Below are 24,715 nucleotides of genomic sequence, written 5' to 3'. Positions count from 1 at the left end.
ACATCTTTGTAATTGCTCTCTGAGCAGCACCAGCAGGATAGTTTTTATGAAAAAAATACTTTTACTTAGCGATACCCATAGCTATATTGACGATCAAATTTTAAAGCATGCTAAAGCAGCAGACGAAGTCTGGCATGCCGGAGATATTGGTGATCTCGCAGTTACCGATGCCTTAAAAAAAGTGGCTCCTTTGCGCGCTGTTTTTGGCAATATTGATGATCACGAAATCCGCAAAGAGTTCCCGTTAAACAACCGTTTTATATGCGAAGGCGTAGATGTGCTCATCACGCATATAGGTGGTTATCCGGGGAGGTATTTGCCAGCGATTAGAGAGGAGCTACGCACTAATCCTCCAAAATTATTTATATGCGGGCATTCACACATTTTAAAAGTTATGCCTGATAAAAAACTTAAGTTGCTGCATATGAATCCCGGAGCCATTGGTAAACACGGATTTCATAAGGCACGTACGATGTTGCGCTTTACCGTAGATCAAGGAAAAATTGATAATCTCGAAGTCATCGAAATGAAACGGTAGTTTATTTCCTGATTTGAAACGCTTTACTTATACGTATAAAAAAACCTGCTAGTTGGCATACTAGCAGGTTCTTCGCACTAATTAACTAAGATATTAGGTCTATCGTAACCGATCTACAGATTTTACAAGATCCTCATCCCGCTTAATTGCTTTGTTTGCCAAAGCGATAAAAACGATAGAAATGATGGGAATAAGCATCCCAATACCCTTCTCTGGGGCCGCCGCCCCTCCAGATAAGATTTGCGATTGGTAAACCAACACACCTAGTAAAATAAAGTTCAATATTATATTGAGTCGCCCCAGCACAAACTGAAGCTTTCTATTTTTAAACAAAAACAGCGCAATTAAAGACAAAAGCGCACTACCAAAAAACAGCGCTACTAACTCTAAATGATCAACCGCATAAACGGGCGCTCCTTCTGCAGTACTGTAAACGGGGATTGCAAAGTGCAAGCCTGCAGCTACAAGTGCTGCTAAAAATAAATAAATGCTCTGTATGCGTTGAATCATTGCTTAATTGTGCATTGCGGGTGACAAAAATAAAAACTTCTTTTAGACTACAGCCGATTAATTAAAAAATATTGTTGTATAATTGTAGCCATAAATGTAACCGCTTCTATGTAGGTTACTTACTTGCCAAAAAATTTATTAGATCTTCTCTCAAAATTTTTTGATTGCATTCAAATCAATTCAATTACAGAAATTCATACTTATAGTTAATGTTTACTATTTCAGAATTAAAAGCTAAAAAGCTGCCTGAATTACAAGAAATTGCAAAAGGACTAGACATCCCTAAGTACCGGTCTCTCAAAAAGTTAGATCTGGTTTACAAAGTTCTTGATCATCAAGCCGCAGACCCTAAAGCGGTTGCAGAAGTTATAGAAGAAACTTCTTCTGAAACCCCTACAAAAGCAAAAGCGCCACAAAAGAAAACTCAAAAAAGCGCTCCTAAAAAAAATACACGCTCAGCAGACGATAGCAAGAAAGAAGCTACAAAAGATTCTTCTCAAAACGATGCTAAAGCCAGCGGTAAAACTGATGATAAATCAGAAAAACCACAGCGCAAGCCTAGACAAGCTAAAGCGACTTCCGACAACGATAACTCAAAACAATCTGACAATAACAGATCTAAAAATAATCGTTCGCGCAAAGACAATAATTCGAATGCTAACAACAATTCGAATAACAACCGAAGCGCTAAGGACAACAACAATAGCAACTCGAATAACAACAACAATTCGAACAGCAACAGCAACAACAATCGCAATAACAACAATAACCGCAACAACAATAACAACAACGCTAGCAACAGCAACAACGGTAATAAAGATACCCGCAACCGCTACAGAGAGCCTGATTATGAGTTTGACGGTTTAATTGAAAGCGAGGGTGTTCTTGACATTATGCAAGACGGTTATGGTTTTTTACGTTCTAGTGACTACAACTACCTCTCTTCTCCCGATGATATTTATGTTTCTCAATCTCAAATTAGATTGTTTGGCCTAAAGACCGGAGATACCGTACTTGGTGTTATCAGACCTCCAAAAGAAGGCGAGAAGTATTTTCCGTTAATCAAGGTTTCAAAAATTAACGGCTTAGACCCTAGTGTTGTTCGCGATCGTGTTTCATTTGAACATTTGACGCCTTTATTTCCGAAGGAAAAATTCAATATTGCTGAACGTCAGAGCACGATCTCTACACGTATAATGGATTTATTTGCTCCTATCGGTAAAGGGCAACGTGGCATGATCGTATCGCAGCCTAAAACAGGTAAAACGATGCTTTTAAAGGATGTTGCAAACGCTATTGCAGCAAATCATCCTGAAGTTTATCAAATGATCTTACTTATTGATGAGCGCCCTGAAGAGGTTACAGATATGCAGCGTAATGTAAAAGGTGAAGTAGTCGCTTCAACTTTTGATAAAGAAGCACACGAACACGTACGCGTTGCTAATATTGTTCTTGAAAAAGCAAAACGCCTTGTAGAATGTGGCCACGATGTGGTTATACTTTTAGATTCTATCACCCGTTTGGCTCGTGCATATAACACCGTTCAGCCGGCATCTGGTAAGATCCTGAGTGGTGGTGTTGACGCTAACGCTTTGCATAAACCAAAACGTTTCTTTGGTGCTGCGCGTAATATTGAAAACGGCGGTTCTTTATCAATCATTGCAACTGCATTGACCGAAACCGGTTCAAAAATGGACGAGGTGATTTTTGAAGAATTTAAAGGAACCGGTAATATGGAACTTCAGTTAGATCGTAAGATCGCCAACCGAAGAATCTTCCCAGCTATCGACCTGACTTCGTCAAGCACACGTCGTGATGATCTTCTGCTTAACGAAAACGCAATACAGCGTATGTGGGTGATGCGTAAATATCTTGCAGATATGAATCCTATTGAAGCCATGGAATTCATTAGCGATCGCATCAAACAAACTAAAAACAACGAAGAGTTTCTAATCTCAATGAACGGCTAGAAACCCTTTTTAAATATCATAAGCGGCATCTACTCGATGCCGCTTTTTTTTGTGCGTTAGCCCCCCGTAAAGGTCAACTAAGATTCATCCATACCAAACCCACTCAAAACGGAAATACCTGCACCATTTACAATAAATTTCAACTACCGATTAACTGGCGTTATTAAAAGTAAGCACGCAACATGTGGACAACAAAAAAACTCCCACGCAGATTGCGAGGGAGTTCTCTTAATTCTTAAACAGGACTTATTAAAGCGCGTTTACGTGCTTTGCAAGTTGAGACTTTAAGTTAGAAGCTTTGTTATCGTGAATGATATTCTTCTTAGCTAACTTATCAATCATAGAAACTACTGAAGGAAACAAAGTCTCAGCTTCTTTCTTATCAGCTTCACGTAATTTTTTCATTGCATTACGTGTAGTTCTACTCTGGTAGCGGTTTCTTAAACGCTTAGTCTCGCTGTTTCTAATTCTTTTTAAAGATGACTTGTGATTTGCCATTATCTCGTTCTGTTTTAAATTGTAGCCCGTAGGGGAATCGAACCCCTCTTACCAGGATGAAAACCTGGCGTCCTAGCCGATAGACGAACGGGCCATTATGTAAATAACTTTTGCACTTCTAAATGCAATTCTCTTTGTAGTCCGTAGGGGAATCGAACCCCTGTTACCAGGATGAAAACCTGGCGTCCTAACCCCTAGACGAACGGACCATTATTTTGCTTAATTGCGGATGCAAAAATACACATATTTTATTATCACACAATAGCAAAACAAACTTTTTTTAAATTAATATGCTTTAGCAAATAAAACACGCATTTGCGCAGGTTTACCACTGTACACACAAACCCCTTCTTCCTCTTTGGCATTCAATGGAATACAACGTATTGTAGCTTTAGTTTCGGTCTTGATTCGCTCTTCAGTTTCTTTGGTTCCGTCCCAAAAAGCACTTACAAAACCAGTCTTATTTTCAAGAATATCTTTAAACTCGTCGTAAGTATCTACTTCAGTAATATGCGTATCTCTAAAATTCTTTGCTTTATCAAACAACGCGCGCTGCATTTCAACCAATAAATCCTGCACTCTACTCACGATATCATCTTTAGATACTGTTTCTTTAGTCAAAGTATCTCTTCGAGCTAATTCAACAGTACGCTTCTCTAAATCGCGTGGCCCTATAGCAATTCTTAAAGGCACCCCTTTTTGCTCGTATTCATTGAATTTCCAACCTGGTTTGTGCGTATCTCTATCATCAAATTTCACGCTGATGCCTAGTAGTTGCAATTCACGCTTAAGCTCCTTAGCCACTTGAGAAATAGAATCTAACTGCTCCTCCCCTTTATAAATAGGCACAATCACCACTTGTATTGGCGCTAATTTAGGCGGAAGCACTAACCCGTGATCATCGCTATGCGTCATCACCAAAGCTCCCATTAAACGTGTAGAAACTCCCCAACTTGTGGCCCACACATGTTCTTGACCACCTTCTTTAGTTGCAAATTTAACATCAAATGCTTTCGCAAAATTCTGTCCTAAAAAATGCGAAGTACCCGCTTGCAAAGCTTTTCCGTCTTGCATAAGCGCTTCAATACAATAGGTTTCTAATGCTCCTGCAAAACGCTCACTTTCGGTTTTCGTTCCGCGCACTACCGGCATTGCCATAAAGTGTTCTGCAAAATCCGCATATACGCGCATCATTTGTTTAGCTTCGGCGATAGCCTCTTCCTGTGTAGCGTGAGCCGTATGCCCCTCTTGCCATAAAAATTCGGCAGTACGTAAAAACAGACGCGTGCGCATTTCCCAACGCACCACATTCGCCCACTGGTTCACTTTAATAGGCAAGTCTCTATAGGACTGAATCCATTTTCGATAAGTATCCCAAATAATAGTTTCTGAAGTTGGGCGTACAATTAACTCTTCTTCCAACTTAGCCTCAGGATCCACGATAATGCTTCCATCTTCATCATTTTTGAGACGATAATGGGTTACCACAGCACATTCTTTGGCAAAACCATCTACGTGACTCGCTTCTTTACTAAAGTAAGATTTGGGTATAAAAAGTGGGAAATAGGCGTTTTCGTGACCGGTTTCTTTAAACATTCTATCCAGTTCAGCTTGCATTTTTTCCCAGATAGCGTAACCGTAAGGTTTAATAACCATACAACCTCTAACTCCTGAATTCTCAGCAAGATCAGCCTTTACAACCAGTTCGTTATACCATTTAGAGTAATCTTCTGCCCTTGTGGTCAAATTCTTTCCCATAACTTCTTATTTGGCACAAATATTGTGTCTTTATAAATGATTTTTAAAGTTTTGCAACATCTTTGTTAAATGCACAAAATTGACGGCAAAACTAGTTAAATTTACAATGTTCAACAATAAAATAACTGATGATATGCGCGGCTTGACAAATACTCCAAATACATTTCTAAAACCTTTTTTAGGTTTATTGGCGCTAGCAGGATTAGTATCTTGTGGCCCCTCTCAATATACAATGAATGACAGCATCTACGGTGGAAGATCTACAGTATATGAAGAACCCACTCAAGAAGTGGCTAGTACCACTGTTAATGGTGGTGTTTATGCTAACTACTTTTCTCAAGGTGCAGCTGATTTAGATGCGGCTCAACAGTCTGGCGATATATTTACCGATATTGATTCCTACAGCTCTAATGCTGAATATTCTACAGAACAAGCTATTCTAAATGAAGATTTAGCCTACCAAGCTCAACCGGGTTGGGGTGATGTTGTTGACGATATCACTGTTAATATTTATCCTGATTTCTATAATCGCATTGGTTTCGGCGGGTATTACAGACCTTTCTGGAACTACGGTTGGGGTAATTTTGGTTTTGGCTTTGGACCAGGCTGGGCTACACCATATGGCGGCTGGGGAGGCTGGGGCAACCCATACTTTGGCTACGCTTACAACGGCTGGGGCTATGGTGCTTGGGGATATCCTTATAACGGATGGGGATTTGGATATGGCTACCCATATTATGGATACTACGGTTACAACACTTACTATGGCAATGTATTCTACAGAAACAACTACTATTCCAGGTATAATAACAACAGATTAGCGTATTCAAACTCTAGAAGATCTAGCAATGTGTACGGAACGAACAGATCAGCTAATTCAAGAATCTCTTCGGCTCGCTCTGCTTCTCAACGTTCTTCAGAAGTAAATTATGCTCGTACCAGTAGAACCTACAGTAGAAATAATGTAGGTGTGAATACCGATCGCATCAGCAGAAGTAGCTCAAATAATTCAGCTAAAGTTTCTAGTAGAAGTCGAAGCGCTTCAAGCAATAGTATTTACAGAAGTAACTCTAGAAGAAGCTCTAGTAATACGATTACCAGAAGTAGCTCTAGCAGTCCTGTAAGAGCAACCCGCTCTAGCACATACTCACGAAATTCTGTAAGTACACCTACGCGCTCAACTTCTCGTACGATGACAAGATCTTCAGTTCCTACGCGTAGTGCTTCACCTGCTCGTTCTAGTGGCGGAAGCCGTAGTAGCGGTGGAAGTTCATCTCGTGGCGGAGGCCGTGGTGGTCGCGGATAATATTCAGTTTCATTTTAAATTGTTATGATGAAAAAATTTCTAACACTCCTATTCTTGGCAATAGGTGCTCAATATTCTTTTGCTCAAAATGTAGCAGACGCAGTACGGTATAGTACGCAAAACATCACCGGAACTGCCCGATACATCGGCGTTGGTGGCGCGTTTGGCGCATTAGGGGGTGATCTTTCTGCAATAAACGTGAACCCTGCCGGTTCTGCTATTTTTAATCGTAGCTTTGTGTCGCTCAGTTTATCTTCGGGGAATTATGATAACCAGACCTATTATAATGATGGAATCACTGTAAATGATGAATCTGACTTAGATCTAAATCAATTTGGTGGCGTTTTTGTCTCTCAGGGTGCTGCAGGTCTTCGCAAACTAACTTTCGGATTCAATTACGATCGCACCAATGATTTTGACAATGGATATGTTGCTTCGGGAATCTCCTCGAACTCGATAAGTGATTATTTTTTAGGCTATGCGCAAGGAGCTCCACTTGATCTATTAGAATTTCAAGAAGGTGAAACCACAGATGACTTGTATCAGTATTTAGGCGAAAGTGAAAATTTTGGCACTCAGCAAGCCTTCCTAGGATACCAGGGATATCTTATAGATCCTGTTTCATCTGAATTGGATAACACCGAATACACCAATGCACAAAATGGAAATTCTTTTGATCAAGAATACCAATATACCAGCTTTGGAAACAGCAGCAAATTCAGCTTTAATGCTGCCGCTCAAGTTAGTGAAGCCTTGTTTTTAGGGATAAACCTTAACGCGCACACCTTTAATTTCACAAGACAAACCACTTTATTTGAGGATAATAATAGCGCAAATAACGCTGTAAACAGCCTAAGGTTTGATAATGAATATAGAGCTTATGGTTCTGGAATTTCGGCACAGATAGGTGGAATTTACCATCTTTCACCCAGCCTACGTGTTGGCGCCACGTACGACACTCCTACGCTTTATACTATTTCTGAAGAAACAGAGCAGTTTTTATCTACTTCTGGAACTAATGGAGAAATTGTTATCGCGCCTAATGTGATTAATATTTACGAAGATTACGATTTAGTCACTCCCGGAAAAGCTACAGGAAGTATTGCTTACATTTTTGGAAAGCGCGGATTTTTAAGTTTTGATTATTCGTATCAAGATTATAGCTCAATTAAATTTAAGCCGGATAACGATGCCTTTTTTCAGCAATTGAACACTCAAATAGACAATCAACTAAAAGGCGTTTCTTCTTATAGGTTAGGAGGAGAGTTTTTGGTAAATAGCTGGAGTTTCAGAGGCGGTTATCGTTTTATTGAAAGTCCGTATGAAAATGAAACAACGCTTGGTGACACTACCGGTTATTCTGTAGGTTTAGGATATTCTTTTGGCAACACACGTATTGACCTTGCCTACGATTGGATGAAACAAGATCAAAACCCAAGATTGTATGACGGCGCGTTTACCAATACCGCATTTATTGATACTATTAACACCAACATCGTAGCAACCTTGTCGTTTCAGCTTTAAGTGATCTAGCCGAGAAATACACTTTTTGGCTGCGATAGATGATCAACATACTTTATAAATGCCTCTTGTAAAATTCAAGAGGCATTTTTTTTTATTGACAGACCCTATAAACTCATTATTAAATCAGATAGCAACAGAAGTTTTTCAAGTTGTTAAATTAACTATCTTTGCAAGCCTTTAGCCCAAGTGGCGACTAATAGCTCTATGAAAATGAATTTTGAGAACGAAGAATTGAAAGAAATAGATGAATTAGGTGATAATCACCACAGTACATCTGCAATTACTCCCTTAAGAGATGATGCTTTTGAGTTAAGTGATTTAGAAAAAATCGAACTCATTAAAGAAGATGTTACCCGTATCATGCAAACTTTAGGTTTAGACCTTAAAGATGATAGCCTTAAAGGCACCCCTAATCGAGTGGCTAAAATGTTTGTTAACGAAATTTTTGGCGGACTCAACCCGCAGCGCAAACCTAAAGCCTCTACGTTCCAGAATAATTATAAGTACGGCGAGATGTTGGTAGAAAAGAACATCACCGTGTATTCTACTTGCGAACATCACCTGCTTCCTATTGTAGGTAGAGCGCACGTTGCATATATTTCAAACGGCACGGTAGTAGGCCTATCTAAAATGAATCGTGTGGTAGATTACTACGCAAAAAGACCTCAGGTTCAAGAGCGTCTTACTATGCAAGTCGTTCAAGAATTGCAAAAAGTTTTAGGCACAGAAGATGTTGCCTGCGTTATAGATGCAAAACATCTATGTGTTAACAGCCGCGGAATACGTGATATTGAAAGCAGCACAGTAACAAGTGAATTTGGCGGAAAGTTTAAAGAAGAAGCCGTTAAGCGTGAATTCTTAGACTATATCAAACTAGAAACTCCATTTTAAGAAGTACTTTAATTTAACAACAACCGAAGCACTATACTTAAATAAGCGATAACGCATTTTCAACCCAGGATTTATGGCGCCCTTATACCAGAAGCAAGAAATTAAAGTTTACAATTCAATAAACGGAAGTAAAGAAACGTTTAAACCTATTCTGGAGGGTAATGTTGGGATGTATGTGTGCGGCCCCACCGTTTACAGCAATGTGCACTTGGGTAATGTACGCACCTTTATGTCTTTTGATATGATCTTTAGATATCTCAAGCATTTAGGATACAAAGTGCGCTACGTACGCAATATTACCGATGCAGGTCACTTGACCGATGACGCTGATGAAGGCGAAGATAAAATTGCAAAAAAAGCTCGGTTAGAGCAAATAGAACCTATGGAAGTCGTGCAGCAATACACCATAGACTTTCATAATATTTTACAGAAATTTAATTGTTTACCCCCAAGTATTGAACCCACCGCTACGGGACACATTATTGAGCAAATAGAGATCATTAAAGAGATCATTGAAAATGGATTTGCTTACGAGAAAAATGGTTCGGTGTATTTTGATGTTCTAAAGTTTAATGAAAGTCATCACTACGGAAAGTTGAGCGGTCGCAATCTTGAAGATATGATCGCTAACACGCGTGAATTAACTGCCCAGAGCGAAAAGAAAAATGCTCAGGATTTTGCCTTGTGGAAAAAAGCAGAGCCGCAACACATTATGCGCTGGCCCTCACCTTGGGGTGACGGTTTTCCCGGATGGCACCTGGAGTGTACTGCAATGAGTACAAAATACCTTGGAAAACAATTTGACATTCACGGTGGCGGAATGGATTTAAAATTCCCGCATCACGAATGTGAAATTGCGCAATCTGAAGCTTCTCATGGCCACAATCCTGTGAATTACTGGTTGCACGCCAATATGCTTACGCTTAACGGCAAAAAAATGTCTAAAAGCGATGGCAATAACATATTCCCGGCTCAGATTTTTACCGGAGATAGCCCATTCCTGACTAAAGGCTTTTCTCCAAGCGTGGCGCGTTTCTTTGTGATGCAAGCACATTATCGCAGCGTTCTAGATTTTAGCAACGACGCATTACTTGCCAGTGAGAAAGGGTTTAACCGCCTTATGGAAGCCGTAAATCTCCTTGACTCGCTACCTACTTCAGCAAAGAGCAGTATTGATATCGAAGCTTGGAAACAGTCGTGCTACGACGCGATGAATGATGATTTTAATTCGCCAATTCTTATCGCGCAGCTTTTTGAAGCGGCCAAATACATTCACCAACTTAAAGATGGTAAGGCCACAATTTCTTCAAGCGATCTAGATGCCTTTAAAACATCTGTTCATGCGTTTGTTTTTGATGTTTTAGGACTTGAAGACATCAACGCTGCAGCCGAAGCCAATACAGACAAACTGAATGGCGCCATTGAATTGCTTATTCAACTTAGAAAAGAAGCGCGCGCGAATAAGGATTTTGCTACCAGCGACCAGATCAGAGACCAACTTTTAGAATTAGGCATACAGCTTAAAGATGGTCGCGAAGGAACCACATATACATTTGCTTAAAAGCCACCTGATGAAAGATTTTGCTAAAAAAGCCCTCATCTTTCCTATCAGACTGTATCAGCGTTTTTTATCACCTCTTCTGCCCCCCTCGTGCAGATACGAGCCTACGTGCTCCCATTACAGTGTTGAAGCCATTCAACGTCACGGTATTTTCAAAGGAAGTTGGCTTGCTATAAAACGCATCGCCAGTTGCAATCCTTGGGGCGGTTCGGGCTATGACCCTGTACCTCCCGCTAAAAAGCAGTCGGCATATAAAAAATCTAAAAACAGTTAAGAAGCCTTTGGGCTTTGCTATATTTACAACACAAAATTTTCAAAGCTTATGCTCCCTTTAAAAATGACCTGGAATCCTTCAACCGGATTAGATTTAGGATTTTTCACCATACACTATTACAGTTTAATGTTTGTGATCGCTTTTTCATTAGGATGGTATCTGATGAAAAAAGTATACAAAAATGAAGGTGTTGAAGAAGAAAAATTAGACCCATTATTTATCTATTCGGTTTTAGCCATTTTAATTGGCGCGCGACTGGGGCACGTTTTCTTTTATCAAACCGAATTGCTTTGGGAAGATCCACTTTCGGTAATTCTACCTTTTAGATTTGTTCCGGAAATTGAATACACCGGTTTTCAAGGTTTAGCGAGTCACGGTGCGGCAATAGGGATGATTTTTGCAATGTATCTGTACAACAAAAAAATCCTTAAAAAAAGCGTGCTTTGGCTGTTGGACCGGGTAATTCTTCCTGTGGCTCTGGGTGCCATATTTGTACGTATTGGTAACTTTTTTAATTCTGAAATGGTTGGGAAAATTACCGATTCAAACCTCGGAATTAAGTTCGTTCAAGATCAATACAACAAATACGAAGTACAGCGCTTAACCGGCATTCCTAATGAGCACAAAGCTTACCAAGCCTTAACAGATGATCCTCAATTTGCAAATTATATCGCAGAGATCCCTTATCGTTTTCCTGGACAGCTAATGGAGTCTTTTGGTTATGTATTTGTTTTCCTAATTTTAATGTTCGTGTATTGGAAAACCAATTTGCGCAAAAAAGAAGGTTTTCTATTTGGACTCTTCTTAGTGCTTTTATGGACGGTACGTTTTATTGTAGAATACTTTAAACGCGCACAAGTAGAAGGCCGTGAAGACTGGATTTTCGGCTTTAACACCGGGCAGATTTTAAGCATTCCTTTTATTCTTATCGGAATCTTTTTAATTCTTAGAGCGCTTCAGCAGAAACAAACTCCGCAATATCATTAATTATGTATCAGAAGTTTTTATTCATCGGGATTTTAGGCTTTACGCTTCTAGCGTGTAAAAATAAAGAAGCCGAAGAAACACAGATCACTCAGGAGCAGATTACTTTTCAGCAAGAAGGAAAACTTCAGATACAAACAGAAGACGGCAGCAAAGCGTATTTTAATATTGAGATCGCCGAAACCAACTATGAAACCGAGACCGGACTGATGTACCGGGAATCGATGGAGCAAAATCAGGCGATGCTTTTTGTATTTGAGGATGTAAGACCGCACAATTTTTACATGAAAAATACCTATATTCCACTAGACTTGTTTTTCATCAAAGAGGACAAAACCATTGCAACGATTATAGAAAATGCAAAACCCATGGATGAAACCAGCCTCCCTTCTGAAGTTCCTGTGCAATACGTTTTAGAAACTAATGCAGGCATCGCAAAACTCTGGAATATAAAAGTGGGAGACACCGTAGACTGGAAACGTTTAAAATAATAACTATGCCTTCTAGAATTCTCTTTTTATTTTTTGTTTTGTTCAGCATTACCTCCAATGCCCAGCGGATAAAATACCATTTAGATATAGAGGGAAAAGAAATAAAAAGGAAAGAATTTGACAAGCTCTGGCGCAATCGCGATTCTGCATATTCTAGGTGGGATTATGAAACAAAAGATAGCAGCCGTGTTGCCCGACTCATACCTCAATATCAACAAGGCGTTATAAACCGCAATGACCTCAAGGAGTATTTAGAAAAGGTGACTAACAAAAAGTTTGCTGATAGCACGATTTTTTTCATCTCCTATACTTTTACCAATGATCTATGCAGTCCGCAATACTCTACAAACAACTACACTAAAGAGGTTATAGACCATTGGAAAAATCTTACTGACGCTCGCAAAGCAAGTATTGAAGAAAATTACCCAGACATAGTTAGATTAGATTTTTTTGAGCAAGGCATAAAGCTCCAAAACGCCCCTAGCGATAGTACAGAGTACTACTATTCTGATAAAGAGAATCTTTTAAGAGAAATTATTTTTAGAAACCCGGCATTTTGCGGCTCTCGCGCTTTGATTAAACCGAATGGGCAAACTGTCGTGTACAATGGCGAATCTATCTCTACCCAAGTAGTTCAGCTTATAGAAAATATAAACTGGAATTTATTTTTCCCCGAAGAATGAATTATCAAGCGATTCTCGAAAGCATTCAATCTGAACTTAAGGATTACAAAAACTCCGGTAAAGTAGCGACATATATCCCGGAGTTAGGAAAGGTAGACGCTTCCAAATTCGGACTTCATTTAAACTGCATAAATGGCAATCACTATCATTTAGGAGCCTCACAAGAACGTTTCTCAATTCAAAGTATATCTAAAGTGTTGAGCCTGGCTTTTGCGCTTAAACTTGAAGGAAACAAACTATGGAATCGCGTTGACGTAGAACCATCGGGAGATCCTTTTAATTCGCTGGTTCAGCTGGAATATGAAAAAGGTATTCCCCGAAATCCATTTATTAATGCGGGAGCCCTTGTGGTCTCTGATATTTTAATGAGCCATCTCAAAAATCCAAAAGAAGATTTTCTACAATACGTGCGCGATATTGCCGGTGATCAGTCTATCGATTATGACACGAGCGTCGCAGCTTCAGAAATGCAACATAAATATCGTAATGCCGCTCTCGCTCATTTGATGAAAGACTTTAAAAATATCAATAACGATGTTGATGCGTTATTAGACTTTTATTTTCATCAATGCGCAATAGCAATGAGTTGCCAGCAGCTCGCGCAAGCCTTCAGCATATTTTTAAACTACAGCAAACAAGATCAAAGTGAGCAAGCCCTTGCGGTGCCAACTATGCTCGCCAAACGCATCAATGCTCTAATGCTTACGTGCGGTTTTTATGACGAATCAGGCGAGTTTGCATTCAGAGTAGGGCTACCGGGAAAAAGCGGCGTAGGTGGCGGCATTGTAGCGCTACACCCCAAACATTACAGCATCGCGGTATGGAGCCCGCCTCTGAACGAAAAAGGCAATTCAGAATTAGGTATGAAAGTTCTTGAGCTGTTTACCTCAAAAACTGAAATCTCAGTTTTTTAAGCAATCTATTTCTGGGAGTCATTCCCTTTTCCGAGGCTAAGAAAAACTTCAAATTACTATTAAACAAAAAGCTCGATTTACTTGCGTAAACCGAGCTTTTTGCGTCTTGTGCTTTAATCGAATTAAGCTACAGGCTCCTCATCTTCTTTTTGTTTTTCCGGCTTTAAAGCTTTCTTCTGAATGGTATCAAACATTACAGGAGTAGCGATAAAGATCGAAGAATACGTACCCACAAGCACACCTACAATCAAGGCAAACATGAAGCCCATTATACTCGCACCACCAAAGATAAATATAGCCAATAATACGATTAAGGTGGTCATAGACGTATTTAACGTACGACTTATAGTGCTGTTAATAGCTTGATTGATAATAATTCCCATTTTACGGCTAGTACCGTATTCTTTCATATACTCTCTAATACGGTCAAAAACGACTACCGTATCGTTAAGCGAGTAACCAATTACTGTTAAGATCGCAGCAATGAAAGACTGATCGATCTCCATATTGAATGGCATGAATTGATAGGTTAAAGAGAAAATTCCCAATACGATCAACACATCGTGGAATACAGCCGCAACTGCACCCAAAGAGAATTGCCATCTTCTAAAACGTAACAAGATGTATAAGAACACTACAACTAGTGAACCTAACACTGCCCAGAATGAATCTTTTTTAATATCATCAGCAATAGTTGGCCCTACTTTGTTATACTCTAAAATACCTACTTTATCATCAGAAGAACCTCCTTTTACAAATTGCGCTAACGTCAAATCAGCAGGAAGATACTCCTCTAAAGCAGTATATAAACGCTGCTGGATATCTTCATCTACTTCAGAAGCTTCTTCTTCTATACGATATTTCGTAGTAACTTTTAATTGGTTTGCTTCACCATAAGTTTTTGCTTGAGCACTTTCTAATTCAGCGATCAATTTTTGTTCTACTTCAGTAGCGTTTACAGGGTTTTCAAAACGAATGGTATAATTACGCCCTCCAACAAAGTCAACACCTTGATCAAGACCATTAGTAAATAAAGAAACTAAACTTACTACAATCAATACACCACTGATGATATAAGCAACCTTACGCTTAGCAAGGAAATCCTTATTGAAATTGGTAAACAGGTTACGCGTAGCGCCGGTACAAAAGTCTAAAGATTTACCATTCTTACCGTATCCATCAATAAACAGGCGGGTAACAAATATTGCAGTAAATAACGAAGTACCAATACCTATCATTAACGTAGTTGCAAAACCTTGAATTGGCCCTGTACCGAATAAGAATAAAATCAACGCTGTTAAGAAGGTAGTAATGTTCGCATCAAGAATTGAAGATAGTGCATTGCTAAAACCATCTTTTATAGCGTCTTTTTGTGATTTACCTCTTGCTATTTCTTCTTTGATTCGCTCAAAGATCAGAACGTTTGCATCAACAGACATACCTATCGTCAATACAATACCGGCAATACCAGGCAATGTAAGAACAGCTCCAAGACCTGCAAGTATTCCAAAAATGAATAAAATGTTCACTGCTAGAGCAACGTCTGCAAAAAGACCCGCTTTACCATAATAGAACACCATCCACACCAATACAAGCACTAACGCGATCACAAATGACATTAAACCACTATTGATCGCTTCTTGACCTAGTGATGGTCCAACAACATCATAAGAAATAATCTTAGCCGAAGCAGGCAGCTTACCCGCTTTAAGTACGTTAGCTAAATCTTGTGCTTCTGTTACTGTAAAACTTCCCGAGATTTCAGTAGCACCACCAGAAATTTCTGCTTTAGCGGTCGCTGCAGAATATACAGTACCGTCAAGAACAATTGCAATTGCATTACCTTCTGTTGCAACTTCTCCTGTTAATTTTGCCCATTGTCCAGGACCTTGACCTTCAAAATCAATACCTACAGAAGGTTGACCTGCTTGAGTATATTGTTGACGTGAATCTTGAACCACATCACCATCCATTGCCGGAGCGCCGCTTCGGTCTGACTGTAATGCATAAAGTGGAACCACATCAGTTTCTGCTTCGTTAATTCCCCATCTGAATTTTGCAAAACGCAATTCTTGTGGACGTAAACGCACGATTTCAGGCATTGAAAAATAGCGATTAATCGTTGCGGTATCTTTTACCTGAGCATAACCTATAATCGGCGCTTGAGCATATTGCTGAATAGCCGGGTTAAAACTGAACACTTCAAAAAGTGGATTGTTAGCTTGTGCAGGGCTGATAGAGTCTTCTTCACTTGCTAAAAGATCTTCGATAGAATCGTCTGTACTTTCCGTAGAATCTACTTCCGCAACAGCCTCTTCTTCCTGTGCAGGAGCTACAAGCTCTTTTAATTCTGCATTTACTTGTAATAAGTAAGGAGCAACATTAGAAGCATAGTGTGTTTTGTAAAACTCTAATTGCGCTGTACTTTCTAATTGAAACTTAACACGCTCGATATCGGTGGCTCCGGGAAGTTCAATCAATATGCGTGATTGATTGTCTAAACGCTGAATGTTAGGTTGAGTAACACCAAATTTATCGATACGATTGCGCAAAACTTCAAACGCAGAATTGATAGACTCTTCTACTTCTTGAGCAAGAATAGGCTCTACCTCATCATTAGTCATATTGAAGTTTACCTTCTCTCCTAATGTAGTGTTTGCAAAAATATCTGGAGAAGCTAATTTATTATCTCCCGGAATTGCTTCAAAAGCATCAAAGAAATCTTCTAAAAAGCTATTCTGGCTATTTTTTTGAGTTTCTGCAGCTTGATCTAAGGCTTGGTTAAAAGCAGGATCTGTACTGTTATTGCTTAATCCTCTTAAAATATCTGCAACAGAAATTTCAAGGATCGCATTCATACCTCCTTTAAGATCCAGACCTTTATTAAGTTCTTTTTCTTTTGCGTCATTATAAGTGATACCTAAAGCAATAGGATCATTCCCTATAGAATCTAAATAGCGACGCTCAACTTCGCCTCTTTTATCTACATAATCTTCAACGGTAGTATCAACTTGTTCTGCCGCGTAGGCCGAAGCTTTTTCTTCTGTCTGATTAGTGAAATACGTAAACGAAAGCTGGTATAAACACACCAACCCAAATAAAATCGCAAATACTCTAATGAGTCCTTTATTTTGCATTACTCTTTAATATTTATTTAATTCTTCCCAAACCTTTTTCAGGCGATTTTGTAAAACGTGCAAATATAGGGTTTCAACATAGAAATGCCAATAAATATCTTTTTGATTTCTTTAACCTTTTAAAGCTCTGATTTTTATCACATTAAGCGTAAAATTCATCCTAAACAATGCAGCTTTAACAAACTGAAATTAAACAGAATAACCGTTATGACAGATTAGCTCTACCAACGCACCAAAGCCTTTTTTAAAGCTTTCTTCGGAATGATAAAATGCTACTACTTAAACCCTATTCATCTAATACAGAATATCCTAGGAATTTACACGGTCAATCTTAAAAAGATAAACCATCCCACGGAAAGCCTCAGACATTAAAAGTTTTGGGGGTGTCAATAAAAAAGCGCCATTCGTAAAGAATGGCGCTTTTTAAATTATAAAACAGCTATTCGAATTATAGCTCTAACAATCCGTTTGTCTTCTTAACTGCAGCTGCACTTTCTTGAAGTTTCGCTTTTTCAGCATCAGAAAGATCCACAGGAACGATTTTTTCGATTCCGTCTTTACCAAGAATTACCGGCACTCCGATGCAGATATCGTCAAGATCATATTCACCTTCTAATAAAGCCGAACATGGGAACATTTTTTTCTGATCGCAAGCAATGGCTTGAACGAGTCCAGAAACCGCAGCACCCGGCGCATACCAAGCAGAAGTACCTAATAATTTAGTAAGCGTCGCACCACCTACTTTAGTATCTTCCATTACTTGATTTAGGCGATCTTCTGCTAAAAATTCAGAAGCTAAAACGCTGTTACGTGTAGCCAAACGCGTTAATGGAATCATTCCGGTATCACTATGACCACCAATTACCATTCCGTCAACATCAGAGATAGGACATTCTAGAGCTTCAGCTAAACGATACTTAAAACGTGCACTATCAAGCGCTCCACCCATTCCTATAATTTTATTTTTAGGAAGTCCGGTAGTTTTGTGTACCAAATACGTCATCGTATCCATTGGGTTACTCACTACGATTATGGTCACATCTGGAGAATGCTTGATCAAGTTTGAAGAAACATCTTTTACGATCCCGGCGTTGATACCTATCAACTCTTCACGTGTCATACCCGGTTTACGCGGAATACCACTAGTGATTACAGCAATATCACTTCCTGCTGTTTTAGAATAATCGCCGGTAGTACCGGTTATGCGTGTATCAAAAGCGTTTAAAGAAGCAGTTTGCATCAAATCCATCGCTTTTCCTTCAGCAAAACCTTCTTTAATATCTAGAAGTATTACATCAGACGCAAAATTTTTCATCGCAATATACTCGGCACAACTTGCACCAACAGCTCCTGCTCCTACTACGGTAACTTTCATGGGTATGTATTTAAAAATGTTATTAATTAAGTTTAAAAAAATAGCGATAACCTGCGTTATCGATTGCGGCTTTAAAATTACGACTTCATTTAGTCTTTTAAGACTCTTAAAGCTTAAAATTAGGTTATGATTTTTATATACGACGCCTTCCTCATGTTTTTAAGACTTTGGACCACAAAAAAGCCACTTTTAAGCAAAAAGCATTGAAAGTGGCTTAAGCAACATTTGGAAAAGTGGTAAACTATCTTATCTAAAACTAAATGCGATCCCCGCACTTAGATTACTATATTCTTGAACCGTATAATCTGCATAAATTTTAAAGAACGCCAGATTTAATCGAGCACCCAATGAAGCTCGTACACTTGACGGACTGTAAGATAGTGCTATAGGATCAACCAAAGTAGTCGTTTCGGTACCTGCATTGTATTCTACAGTATACGTACCCAACACATTTAATTCAGATTTTCCGCCGGTATACCCTAAACCTCCGTAGATTGAAATAAACGGAAAATCTAACGACGCTATTCCCTGTATTGTATAAGAGTTAAGTTTAAATTCTGCCGCTTGCCCGGTACCGTCTATAGAAGAACCGTCCTCAATGTCATAATCCACATTCATTGTGGTAAAAGCACCTAATAAAGAAACATTTAGTGGCAGCTTATCTAAAGGTCCTAGATACTGCATCAAATTATGCTTAAGTCCAACTCCAAACAAACTTCCTTTTACATCATCACTACCAACTTTAGGAGTCGCCCTGACCATTAAATCAGTATCATAAACTAATCCTACACTAGCCTGAAGCGTTGGCGCAGGCATTGCATTTAAAGGCAAATCGTCTTTTACACCTTCGGGCATGGTAAAAGTCCCGGTGTCACCATCCTGGGTAACTACTGTAACTTCAGCAGGCGTCCCATTGCCGGCAACAGTAGGAGTAACACCCGGCGAGGCTGTAATCGTATTTTCAAAATTCAAATCAGCAAAAGCAAACATTTCTTTTTCTGATGGAACCATTGCTGCATTCACACCTATTGTAATGTCAAAACCTAGTTTTTTATGCGTTTTTGCGGTATGATACCACCCGCCAGACATACTGTAAACAAGACCTTCCATTGCAGGCGCGATATAGGCTCCCATTAATGTATTGGCATCTGCTGCTCCAGCAGTGATTACAGCTTCAAAGCCGTCATCATCTTGCGCAAACAGATTTATTGATGCTAAAATGGAAAAACAAATGAGTATTCTTTTTTTCATAATTGAATTGATTTGGTTTACTCAAAAATAACAAAACCCTGATAACCAATAGCCTTATGCATTAAAAATGCTATAAAAAAAGCCCACTCCAAAAGAAGCAGGCTTTATAAACAAGTAATTAACCGATTACTTTTTATACATCTATGTTAGCGTATACCGCGTTTTTCTCGATAAACTCTCTACGTGGCGGCACCTCATCCCCCATCAACATAGAGAAAATTCGGTCTGCCTCTGTACCGTTATCAATGGTTACCTGACGCAAAGTTCTAAACTCAGGATTCATAGTAGTATCCCACAATTGCTCTGCATTCATCTCCCCAAGGCCCTTATAACGCTGCACCGAAGCGCTTCCGCCCATCTGTGCATTGTATTCATCACGCTCTTTCTCACTCCACGCATAACGCATTTTCTTACCTTTTTTCAGTAAGTATAGCGGTGGCGTTGCGATATAAACGTGACCACCTTCTACTAATTCACGCATGTAGCGGAAAAAGAAGGTTAAGATCAATGTTGCAATGTGACTACCATCAACGTCGGCATCACACATAATCACAATCTTTTTATATCTTAATTTAGAAAGGTTGAGCGCTTTACTATCTTCTTCGGTACCTATAGTTACCCCAAGAGCCGTAAAAATATTCTTGATCTCTTCGTTTTCAAAAACTTTATGCTGCATCGCTTTTTCAACATTCAGAATTTTTCCGCGGAGCGGAAGTATCGCTTGAAAGTTACGATCGCGGCCCATTTTTGCAGTTCCACCTGCAGAGTCACCCTCTACAAGGAATACCTCACAAGCTTCAGGATCAGTTTCAGAACAGTCTGCTAATTTCCCGGGTAAGCCACCTATGCTCATTACCGTCTTACGCTGCACCATCTCACGGGCCTTTTTAGCCGCGTGACGTGCCTGAGCTGCAAGAATTACTTTTTGCACAATGGTTTTAGCATCATCAGGATGTTCTTCAAGATAGATCTCTACCATTTCAGAAACCGCCTGAGAAACCGCTGAAGTAACCTCACGGTTACCTAATTTAGTTTTGGTTTGCCCTTCAAATTGAGGCTCTGCAACTTTTACCGAAATAATTGCCGTAAGACCTTCTCTAAAGTCATCACCTGCAATCTCAAATTTCAGCTTGTCTAACATCCCGGAAGCGTCGGCGTATTTTTTCAGCGAACTCGTAAGTCCTCTTCTAAATCCTGCCAAATGCGTACCTCCTTCGTGGGTATTAATGTTATTAACGTATGAGTGTAAGTTTTCGGCATAACTATCATTGTAAATCATAGCAACCTCAACCGGAATATCATTCTTCTCACCTTCCATAGAGATCACTTCTCCAATGATCGGCTGGCGGTTTCCGTCAAGAAAACGTACAAATTCCTTTAATCCTTCTTCAGAATGAAAGGTTTCAGAAACAAATTCGCCCTTATCATCCTTCTGACGTTTATCGGTCAGGGTGATCGTAATACCTTTATTCAAATACGCCAGTTCGCGCATACGGCTGGCAAGCGTATCGTAGTTGTATTCTGTAGTGGTTTGAAAAATAGAAGGATCAGGAAGAAAAGTAACAGCTGTACCACGATCATCAGTATCGCCAATTCCTTTTACAGGATACATCGCTTTACCTTTCTCGTACTCTTGCTCCCAAATTTTACCCTCACGATAAACAGTAGCTTTTAAATGGGTTGAAAGTGCGTTAACACAACTCACCCCTACCCCGTGAAGTCCACCGGAAACCTTATAGGAATCTTTATCAAATTTACCTCCGGCACCTATCTTGGTCATTACAACCTCAAGTGCAGAGACGCCTTCTTTTTTATGTAAATCAACCGGAATCCCCCGACCGTTATCCTTTACCGATATCGAGTTATTCTCATTAATGATCACTTTTATGCTGTCGCAATGCCCCGCCATAGCTTCATCTATGGAGTTATCTACAACTTCGTAAACTAAATGATGCAAACCACGCACTCCCACATCTCCAATATACATCGAAGGTCTCATACGCACGTGCTCCATCCCTTCTAGGGCCTGAATACTGTCTGCCGAATATTGCTTCTTATTGGCTTCTTCGCTCATAAATCTTTATTAAGTTAATCTCAAATCTAAAAAAACAGCAACTTTTTAGCCGCTTTAAGAACACTTTTAAGCAGTGTTTATAGATAGCTAACAAATATAAAAAAAGGCGCTGCAATACGCTTATAAATGACCGGCCAAAGATTTGAAGTTATCAACAAATTGTGAAAAAATCACAGCTAAAATCAAGGATTCTAAATGAAGTAGAATCTAAACTAGATAAACCATAAAAAAAGCGCTTTCTTTAATAAAGAAAGCGCTCTAAACTTACGTGGTATGTGGCTAGTTAAGCAAGTTCAGTCTTTTTGTAAGCATCACTGTGTACGTTTGCCACCGCTCTTCCTGATGGATCATTCATATTTTTGAATGCTTCATCCCATTCTAAAGCGATTTTAGTACTACACGCTACAGAAGCTTCTTGAGGTACACTCAATGCCGCAGCATCACTTGGGAAGTGCTCTGCAAAAATGCTTCTATAGTAATATTCTTCTTTATTTGTTGGAGTCTGAATTGGGAATTTAAACTTCGCGTTAGCCAATTGCTCATCGCTAATTTTTTCGTTCACCAATTCTTTTAAGGTATCAATCCAGCTGTATCCTACACCGTCTGAAAACTGCTCTTTTTGTCTCCAAGCAACACTCTCTGGCAAGTATGATTCAAAGGCTTTACGAAGCACCCATTTTTCCATGCGCTCACCGTTGATCATTTTATCTTGTGGATTGATGCTCATCGCAACATCCATAAACTCTTTATCTAAGAACGGCACACGACCTTCGATTCCCCAAGCAGCTAAAGATTTGTTTGCACGTAAACAGTCGTACATATGCAGCTTACTTAGTTTACGCACGGTTTCTTCATGAAATTCCTGAGCATTTGGCGCTTTGTGGAAGTATAGATACCCTCCAAAAACCTCATCTGCTCCTTCTCCTGAAAGCACCATTTTCACACCCATAGATTTGATGACACGCGCCATTAAATACATTGGAGTCGAAGCTCTAATCGTGGTAATATCGTAGGTTTCTAAATTATAGATCACGTCTTTTATAGCATCAAGACCTTCTTGAATGGTAAACTTGATCTCGTGGTGTACCGTACCAATATGATCTGCAACTTTTTGAGCCGCCGCTAAATCTGGCGAGCCTTCAAGACCTACAGAAAACGAGTGCAATCTAGGCCACCAAGCACCGTCTGTATCTCCGGACTCAATGCGCTTTTCAGCATATTTTTTTGCAACCGCTGAAGTAATTGAAGAATCTAAACCTCCTGAAAGCAGTACTCCATAAGGAACATCAGACATCAGTTGGCGATGAACTGCAGCCTCTAAAGCTTCTCTTAACTTTTCGATACTGGTCTCGTTTTCTTTTACTGCATCATACTCCATCCATTCTCGAGAATACCATCTTTTTAATTCTCCATCCGAACTGTGTAAATAATGTCCCGGAGGGAATAATTCAATTTTTGTGCAGGTTCCTTCTAACGCTTTTAATTCTGAAGCTACGTAGAAGGTTCCGTGCTGATCCCATCCCATATAAAGCGGAATAACACCCATATGATCACGGGCTACGAAATACTCATCTTTTTCAGCATCATAAAGTGAAAAAGCAAAAATTCCGTTGAGCTTATCTACAAAGCCAGGTCCTTCTTCTTGGTAAAGCGCCAAAATAACCTCACAATCAGACTGTGTTTTAAAATCATACTGACCTTTAAGTTGTTTGCGCAACTCTTGATGGTTATAGATCTCACCATTAGCGGCAAGAATTAATTTTCCATCAGGGCTCAATAAAGGTTGTTTTCCTGATGCAGGGTCAACTATAGATAAACGCTCGTGTGCTAGAATAGCTTTTTCATCACTATACACTCCATTCCAATCCGGTCCACGATGACGTATTTTTTTAGACATTTCTAAAAGCTGTGGTCTTAAAACCTCAGCCGGTTGTTTCAATTCATAGGCACATACTATCCCACACATAATCGTATTGTTTTAATTTGATGGTTCAAAGATGTAATTTACATTTTGATTCGCAAACAAAAAACAATCATATGCTTACATATGTAAACTTTACAAATGCTATTTATTATAAAAGAAAACTTTCAGCATTAAATATGCAGTCAAATTTTATAAAGTGATAAGAACAGGAAATTACACGTGCCAATCGTAGTTGATTTGAGCAATTACTGGGGTTTGAAGATTTGGAATACTTCTTGAATGCTATTAAATACAAAATTACTTGCGGTATATTCTTTTAAGATTCGCTTAACATTTACAGGTTTTACCGCATTGTACATTTGTATAAAATTTTGACTTTCAACATTAAAAACAACATTTATGAAATCCCTAATAATAGGTAGTTTTCTACTTAGCTTCTTAATTTTTGGCAATGACGTAAACGCACAAAAATTTAGCGAACTTGACAAAAGTCCGCTTGATATTGCAATGTTTCGCGCCCAAGACAAAACTCCTCGTGTACGCGTAATCTACAGCCGCCCTCAGAAAAAAGGACGTGATGTTTTTGCCACTAAAGATGGACTAGAAAAATATGGTGAGGTATGGAGAACCGGCGCTAATGAATCTACCGAAATTAAATTCTACAAAGAGATGATGGTAGGTGATACTAAAGTTCCTGCAGGAACCTACACATTGTTTACGATCCCAACTGAAGATGAATGGACGGTGATTCTAAACAAAGACTTGGACACTTGGGGCGCTTATGGATATAAGGAAGAACGCGACCTAGTGCGTTTTACGACTCCGGCTCATAAAACTGCTGCCCCTATTGAATCTTTCTCAATCTCTTTTCAACCTACTGAAAATGGATCAGATATGTTTTTAGGTTGGGATGACATGTACATCCAAGTACCTATTGAAGAAGTAGAAATGTAATTTTCAAAATACGGTATTAAAAAAGGCTTCCGATTTGGAAGCCTTTTTTATGGGTTCTACTCAAATTTGCAAGATCTTGAAGCAAGTAGTGAATTCAA

The 24,715-nt window shown here is 39.3% G+C and carries 20 protein-coding genes and 2 tRNA genes; 12 read left to right on the top strand and 10 right to left on the bottom strand.

Annotated elements, in window-relative coordinates:
* The first annotated feature begins 46 nt into the window (after positions 1-46).
* A complete protein-coding gene (locus tag HCN54_RS01945) occupies positions 47-538 on the top strand; it encodes a metallophosphoesterase family protein (RefSeq protein WP_167596311.1) in 492 nt (163 codons plus the stop codon).
* 99 nt (positions 539-637) lie between these two features.
* On the opposite strand, the gene HCN54_RS01940 is transcribed toward HCN54_RS01945, so the two are convergent.
* Positions 638-1,048: a DUF4293 domain-containing protein gene (locus HCN54_RS01940; protein ID WP_072983996.1), complete on the bottom strand. Its 411-nt coding sequence runs from the start codon at positions 1,046-1,048 to the stop codon at positions 638-640.
* 209 nt (positions 1,049-1,257) lie between these two features.
* Here HCN54_RS01940 and rho point away from each other — a divergent pair, with 209 nt between their 5' ends.
* Positions 1,258-3,018, top strand: a complete 1,761-nt coding sequence (rho, locus tag HCN54_RS01935; RefSeq protein WP_167596310.1) for a transcription termination factor Rho — start codon at positions 1,258-1,260, stop codon at positions 3,016-3,018.
* 249 nt (positions 3,019-3,267) lie between these two features.
* Here the strand turns inward: rho and rpsT are convergent, their stop codons facing one another.
* The 4 genes from rpsT to proS all read right to left on the bottom strand — a co-directional run bounded on the left by rpsT (position 3,268) and on the right by proS (position 5,274).
* Complete coding sequence (rpsT, locus tag HCN54_RS01930) at positions 3,268-3,516, bottom strand: 30S ribosomal protein S20 (RefSeq protein WP_072983999.1); 249 nt, start codon at positions 3,514-3,516, stop codon at positions 3,268-3,270.
* Positions 3,517-3,538: 22 nt separating this feature from the next.
* Positions 3,539-3,610 (bottom strand) — tRNA-Glu (locus HCN54_RS01925).
* Positions 3,611-3,653: 43 nt separating this feature from the next.
* A tRNA-Glu gene (locus tag HCN54_RS01920) sits at positions 3,654-3,725 on the bottom strand.
* Positions 3,726-3,801: 76 nt separating this feature from the next.
* Complete coding sequence (gene proS, locus HCN54_RS01915; protein ID WP_167596309.1) at positions 3,802-5,274, bottom strand: proline--tRNA ligase; 1,473 nt, start codon at positions 5,272-5,274, stop codon at positions 3,802-3,804.
* 106 nt (positions 5,275-5,380) lie between these two features.
* On the opposite strand from proS, the gene HCN54_RS01910 reads away from it, so the two are divergent.
* The 9 genes from HCN54_RS01910 (at position 5,381) to HCN54_RS01870 (ending at position 13,902) form a co-directional block, all read left to right on the top strand.
* Positions 5,381-6,580, top strand: coding sequence for a hypothetical protein (locus HCN54_RS01910; protein ID WP_167596308.1), 1,200 nt, complete (start codon positions 5,381-5,383; stop codon positions 6,578-6,580).
* A gap of 24 nt (positions 6,581-6,604) precedes the next feature.
* Entirely contained in the window at positions 6,605-8,104 is a 1,500-nt protein-coding gene (locus tag HCN54_RS01905) for an OmpP1/FadL family transporter (RefSeq protein ID WP_240924925.1), read from the top strand.
* 210 nt (positions 8,105-8,314) lie between these two features.
* Positions 8,315-8,995: a GTP cyclohydrolase I FolE gene (gene folE / locus HCN54_RS01900; protein WP_370174935.1), complete on the top strand. Its 681-nt coding sequence runs from the start codon at positions 8,315-8,317 to the stop codon at positions 8,993-8,995.
* Between the two features lie 73 nt (positions 8,996-9,068).
* Positions 9,069-10,556, top strand: coding sequence for a cysteine--tRNA ligase (gene cysS, locus HCN54_RS01895; protein ID WP_167596307.1), 1,488 nt, complete (start codon positions 9,069-9,071; stop codon positions 10,554-10,556).
* 10 nt (positions 10,557-10,566) lie between these two features.
* Complete coding sequence (gene yidD / locus HCN54_RS01890; protein WP_072984004.1) at positions 10,567-10,830, top strand: membrane protein insertion efficiency factor YidD; 264 nt, start codon at positions 10,567-10,569, stop codon at positions 10,828-10,830.
* 48 nt (positions 10,831-10,878) lie between these two features.
* Entirely contained in the window at positions 10,879-11,817 is a 939-nt protein-coding gene (gene lgt / locus HCN54_RS01885; RefSeq protein ID WP_167596306.1) for a prolipoprotein diacylglyceryl transferase, read from the top strand.
* A gap of 2 nt (positions 11,818-11,819) precedes the next feature.
* Positions 11,820-12,305, top strand: a complete 486-nt coding sequence (locus HCN54_RS01880) for a DUF192 domain-containing protein (RefSeq protein ID WP_167596305.1) — start codon at positions 11,820-11,822, stop codon at positions 12,303-12,305.
* 5 nt (positions 12,306-12,310) lie between these two features.
* Positions 12,311-12,988, top strand: a complete 678-nt coding sequence (locus tag HCN54_RS01875; RefSeq protein ID WP_167596304.1) for a hypothetical protein — start codon at positions 12,311-12,313, stop codon at positions 12,986-12,988.
* The gene (locus HCN54_RS01870) at positions 12,985-13,902 is read left to right on the top strand and encodes a glutaminase (protein ID WP_167596303.1); all 918 of its coding nucleotides are present in this window, start codon (positions 12,985-12,987) and stop codon (positions 13,900-13,902) included. Before HCN54_RS01875 ends, HCN54_RS01870 begins: the two co-directional genes overlap by 4 nt.
* 122 nt (positions 13,903-14,024) lie before the next feature.
* Here the strand turns inward: HCN54_RS01870 and secDF are convergent, their stop codons facing one another.
* The 5 genes from secDF to asnB form a co-directional block, all read right to left on the bottom strand.
* A complete protein-coding gene (secDF, locus tag HCN54_RS01865; protein WP_167596302.1) occupies positions 14,025-17,039 on the bottom strand; it encodes a protein translocase subunit SecDF in 3,015 nt (1,004 codons plus the stop codon).
* Between the two features lie 448 nt (positions 17,040-17,487).
* The gene (locus HCN54_RS01860) at positions 17,488-18,414 is read right to left on the bottom strand and encodes a malate dehydrogenase (protein WP_072984010.1); all 927 of its coding nucleotides are present in this window, start codon (positions 18,412-18,414) and stop codon (positions 17,488-17,490) included.
* A gap of 246 nt (positions 18,415-18,660) precedes the next feature.
* Positions 18,661-19,665: a DUF6588 family protein gene (locus HCN54_RS01855; RefSeq protein WP_167596301.1), complete on the bottom strand. Its 1,005-nt coding sequence runs from the start codon at positions 19,663-19,665 to the stop codon at positions 18,661-18,663.
* Between the two features lie 133 nt (positions 19,666-19,798).
* Positions 19,799-21,739: a DNA topoisomerase (ATP-hydrolyzing) subunit B gene (gene gyrB, locus HCN54_RS01850; protein WP_072984012.1), complete on the bottom strand. Its 1,941-nt coding sequence runs from the start codon at positions 21,737-21,739 to the stop codon at positions 19,799-19,801.
* A gap of 283 nt (positions 21,740-22,022) precedes the next feature.
* Positions 22,023-23,705, bottom strand: coding sequence for an asparagine synthase B (asnB, locus tag HCN54_RS01845; protein WP_072984013.1), 1,683 nt, complete (start codon positions 23,703-23,705; stop codon positions 22,023-22,025).
* Between the two features lie 357 nt (positions 23,706-24,062).
* On the opposite strand from asnB, the gene HCN54_RS01840 reads away from it, so the two are divergent.
* A complete protein-coding gene (locus tag HCN54_RS01840) occupies positions 24,063-24,617 on the top strand; it encodes a DUF2911 domain-containing protein (RefSeq protein ID WP_072984014.1) in 555 nt (184 codons plus the stop codon).
* The last annotated feature ends 98 nt before the right edge of the window (positions 24,618-24,715 follow it).

It is taken from the genome of Leeuwenhoekiella sp. ZYFB001, assembly GCF_011784865.1.
GTDB classification, from domain to species: domain Bacteria; phylum Bacteroidota; class Bacteroidia; order Flavobacteriales; family Flavobacteriaceae; genus Leeuwenhoekiella; species Leeuwenhoekiella palythoae.
The sequence above is the reverse complement of the archived record's forward strand: the minus strand, read 5'-3'. Positions and strand labels throughout refer to the sequence as shown.

Bases quoted from the DNA above. Each gene is read 5' to 3' on its own strand.
- HCN54_RS01945 (WP_167596311.1), top strand. From the start codon at position 47: ATGAAAAAAATACTTTTACTTAGCGATACCCATAGCTATATTGACGAT.
- HCN54_RS01940 (WP_072983996.1), bottom strand. From the start codon at position 1,048: ATGATTCAACGCATACAGAGCATTTATTTATTTTTAGCAGCACTTGTA.
- rho (WP_167596310.1), top strand. From the start codon at position 1,258: ATGTTTACTATTTCAGAATTAAAAGCTAAAAAGCTGCCTGAATTACAA.
- rpsT (WP_072983999.1), bottom strand. From the start codon at position 3,516: ATGGCAAATCACAAGTCATCTTTAAAAAGAATTAGAAACAGCGAGACT.
- proS (WP_167596309.1), bottom strand. From the start codon at position 5,274: ATGGGAAAGAATTTGACCACAAGGGCAGAAGATTACTCTAAATGGTAT.
- HCN54_RS01910 (WP_167596308.1), top strand. From the start codon at position 5,381: ATGTTCAACAATAAAATAACTGATGATATGCGCGGCTTGACAAATACT.
- HCN54_RS01905 (WP_240924925.1), top strand. From the start codon at position 6,605: ATGATGAAAAAATTTCTAACACTCCTATTCTTGGCAATAGGTGCTCAA.
- folE (WP_370174935.1), top strand. From the start codon at position 8,315: ATGAATTTTGAGAACGAAGAATTGAAAGAAATAGATGAATTAGGTGAT.
- cysS (WP_167596307.1), top strand. From the start codon at position 9,069: ATGGCGCCCTTATACCAGAAGCAAGAAATTAAAGTTTACAATTCAATA.
- yidD (WP_072984004.1), top strand. From the start codon at position 10,567: ATGAAAGATTTTGCTAAAAAAGCCCTCATCTTTCCTATCAGACTGTAT.
- lgt (WP_167596306.1), top strand. From the start codon at position 10,879: ATGCTCCCTTTAAAAATGACCTGGAATCCTTCAACCGGATTAGATTTA.
- HCN54_RS01880 (WP_167596305.1), top strand. From the start codon at position 11,820: ATGTATCAGAAGTTTTTATTCATCGGGATTTTAGGCTTTACGCTTCTA.
- HCN54_RS01875 (WP_167596304.1), top strand. From the start codon at position 12,311: ATGCCTTCTAGAATTCTCTTTTTATTTTTTGTTTTGTTCAGCATTACC.
- HCN54_RS01870 (WP_167596303.1), top strand. From the start codon at position 12,985: ATGAATTATCAAGCGATTCTCGAAAGCATTCAATCTGAACTTAAGGAT.
- secDF (WP_167596302.1), bottom strand. From the start codon at position 17,039: ATGCAAAATAAAGGACTCATTAGAGTATTTGCGATTTTATTTGGGTTG.
- HCN54_RS01860 (WP_072984010.1), bottom strand. From the start codon at position 18,414: ATGAAAGTTACCGTAGTAGGAGCAGGAGCTGTTGGTGCAAGTTGTGCC.
- HCN54_RS01855 (WP_167596301.1), bottom strand. From the start codon at position 19,665: ATGAAAAAAAGAATACTCATTTGTTTTTCCATTTTAGCATCAATAAAT.
- gyrB (WP_072984012.1), bottom strand. From the start codon at position 21,739: ATGAGCGAAGAAGCCAATAAGAAGCAATATTCGGCAGACAGTATTCAG.
- asnB (WP_072984013.1), bottom strand. From the start codon at position 23,705: ATGTGTGGGATAGTATGTGCCTATGAATTGAAACAACCGGCTGAGGTT.
- HCN54_RS01840 (WP_072984014.1), top strand. From the start codon at position 24,063: ATGAAATCCCTAATAATAGGTAGTTTTCTACTTAGCTTCTTAATTTTT.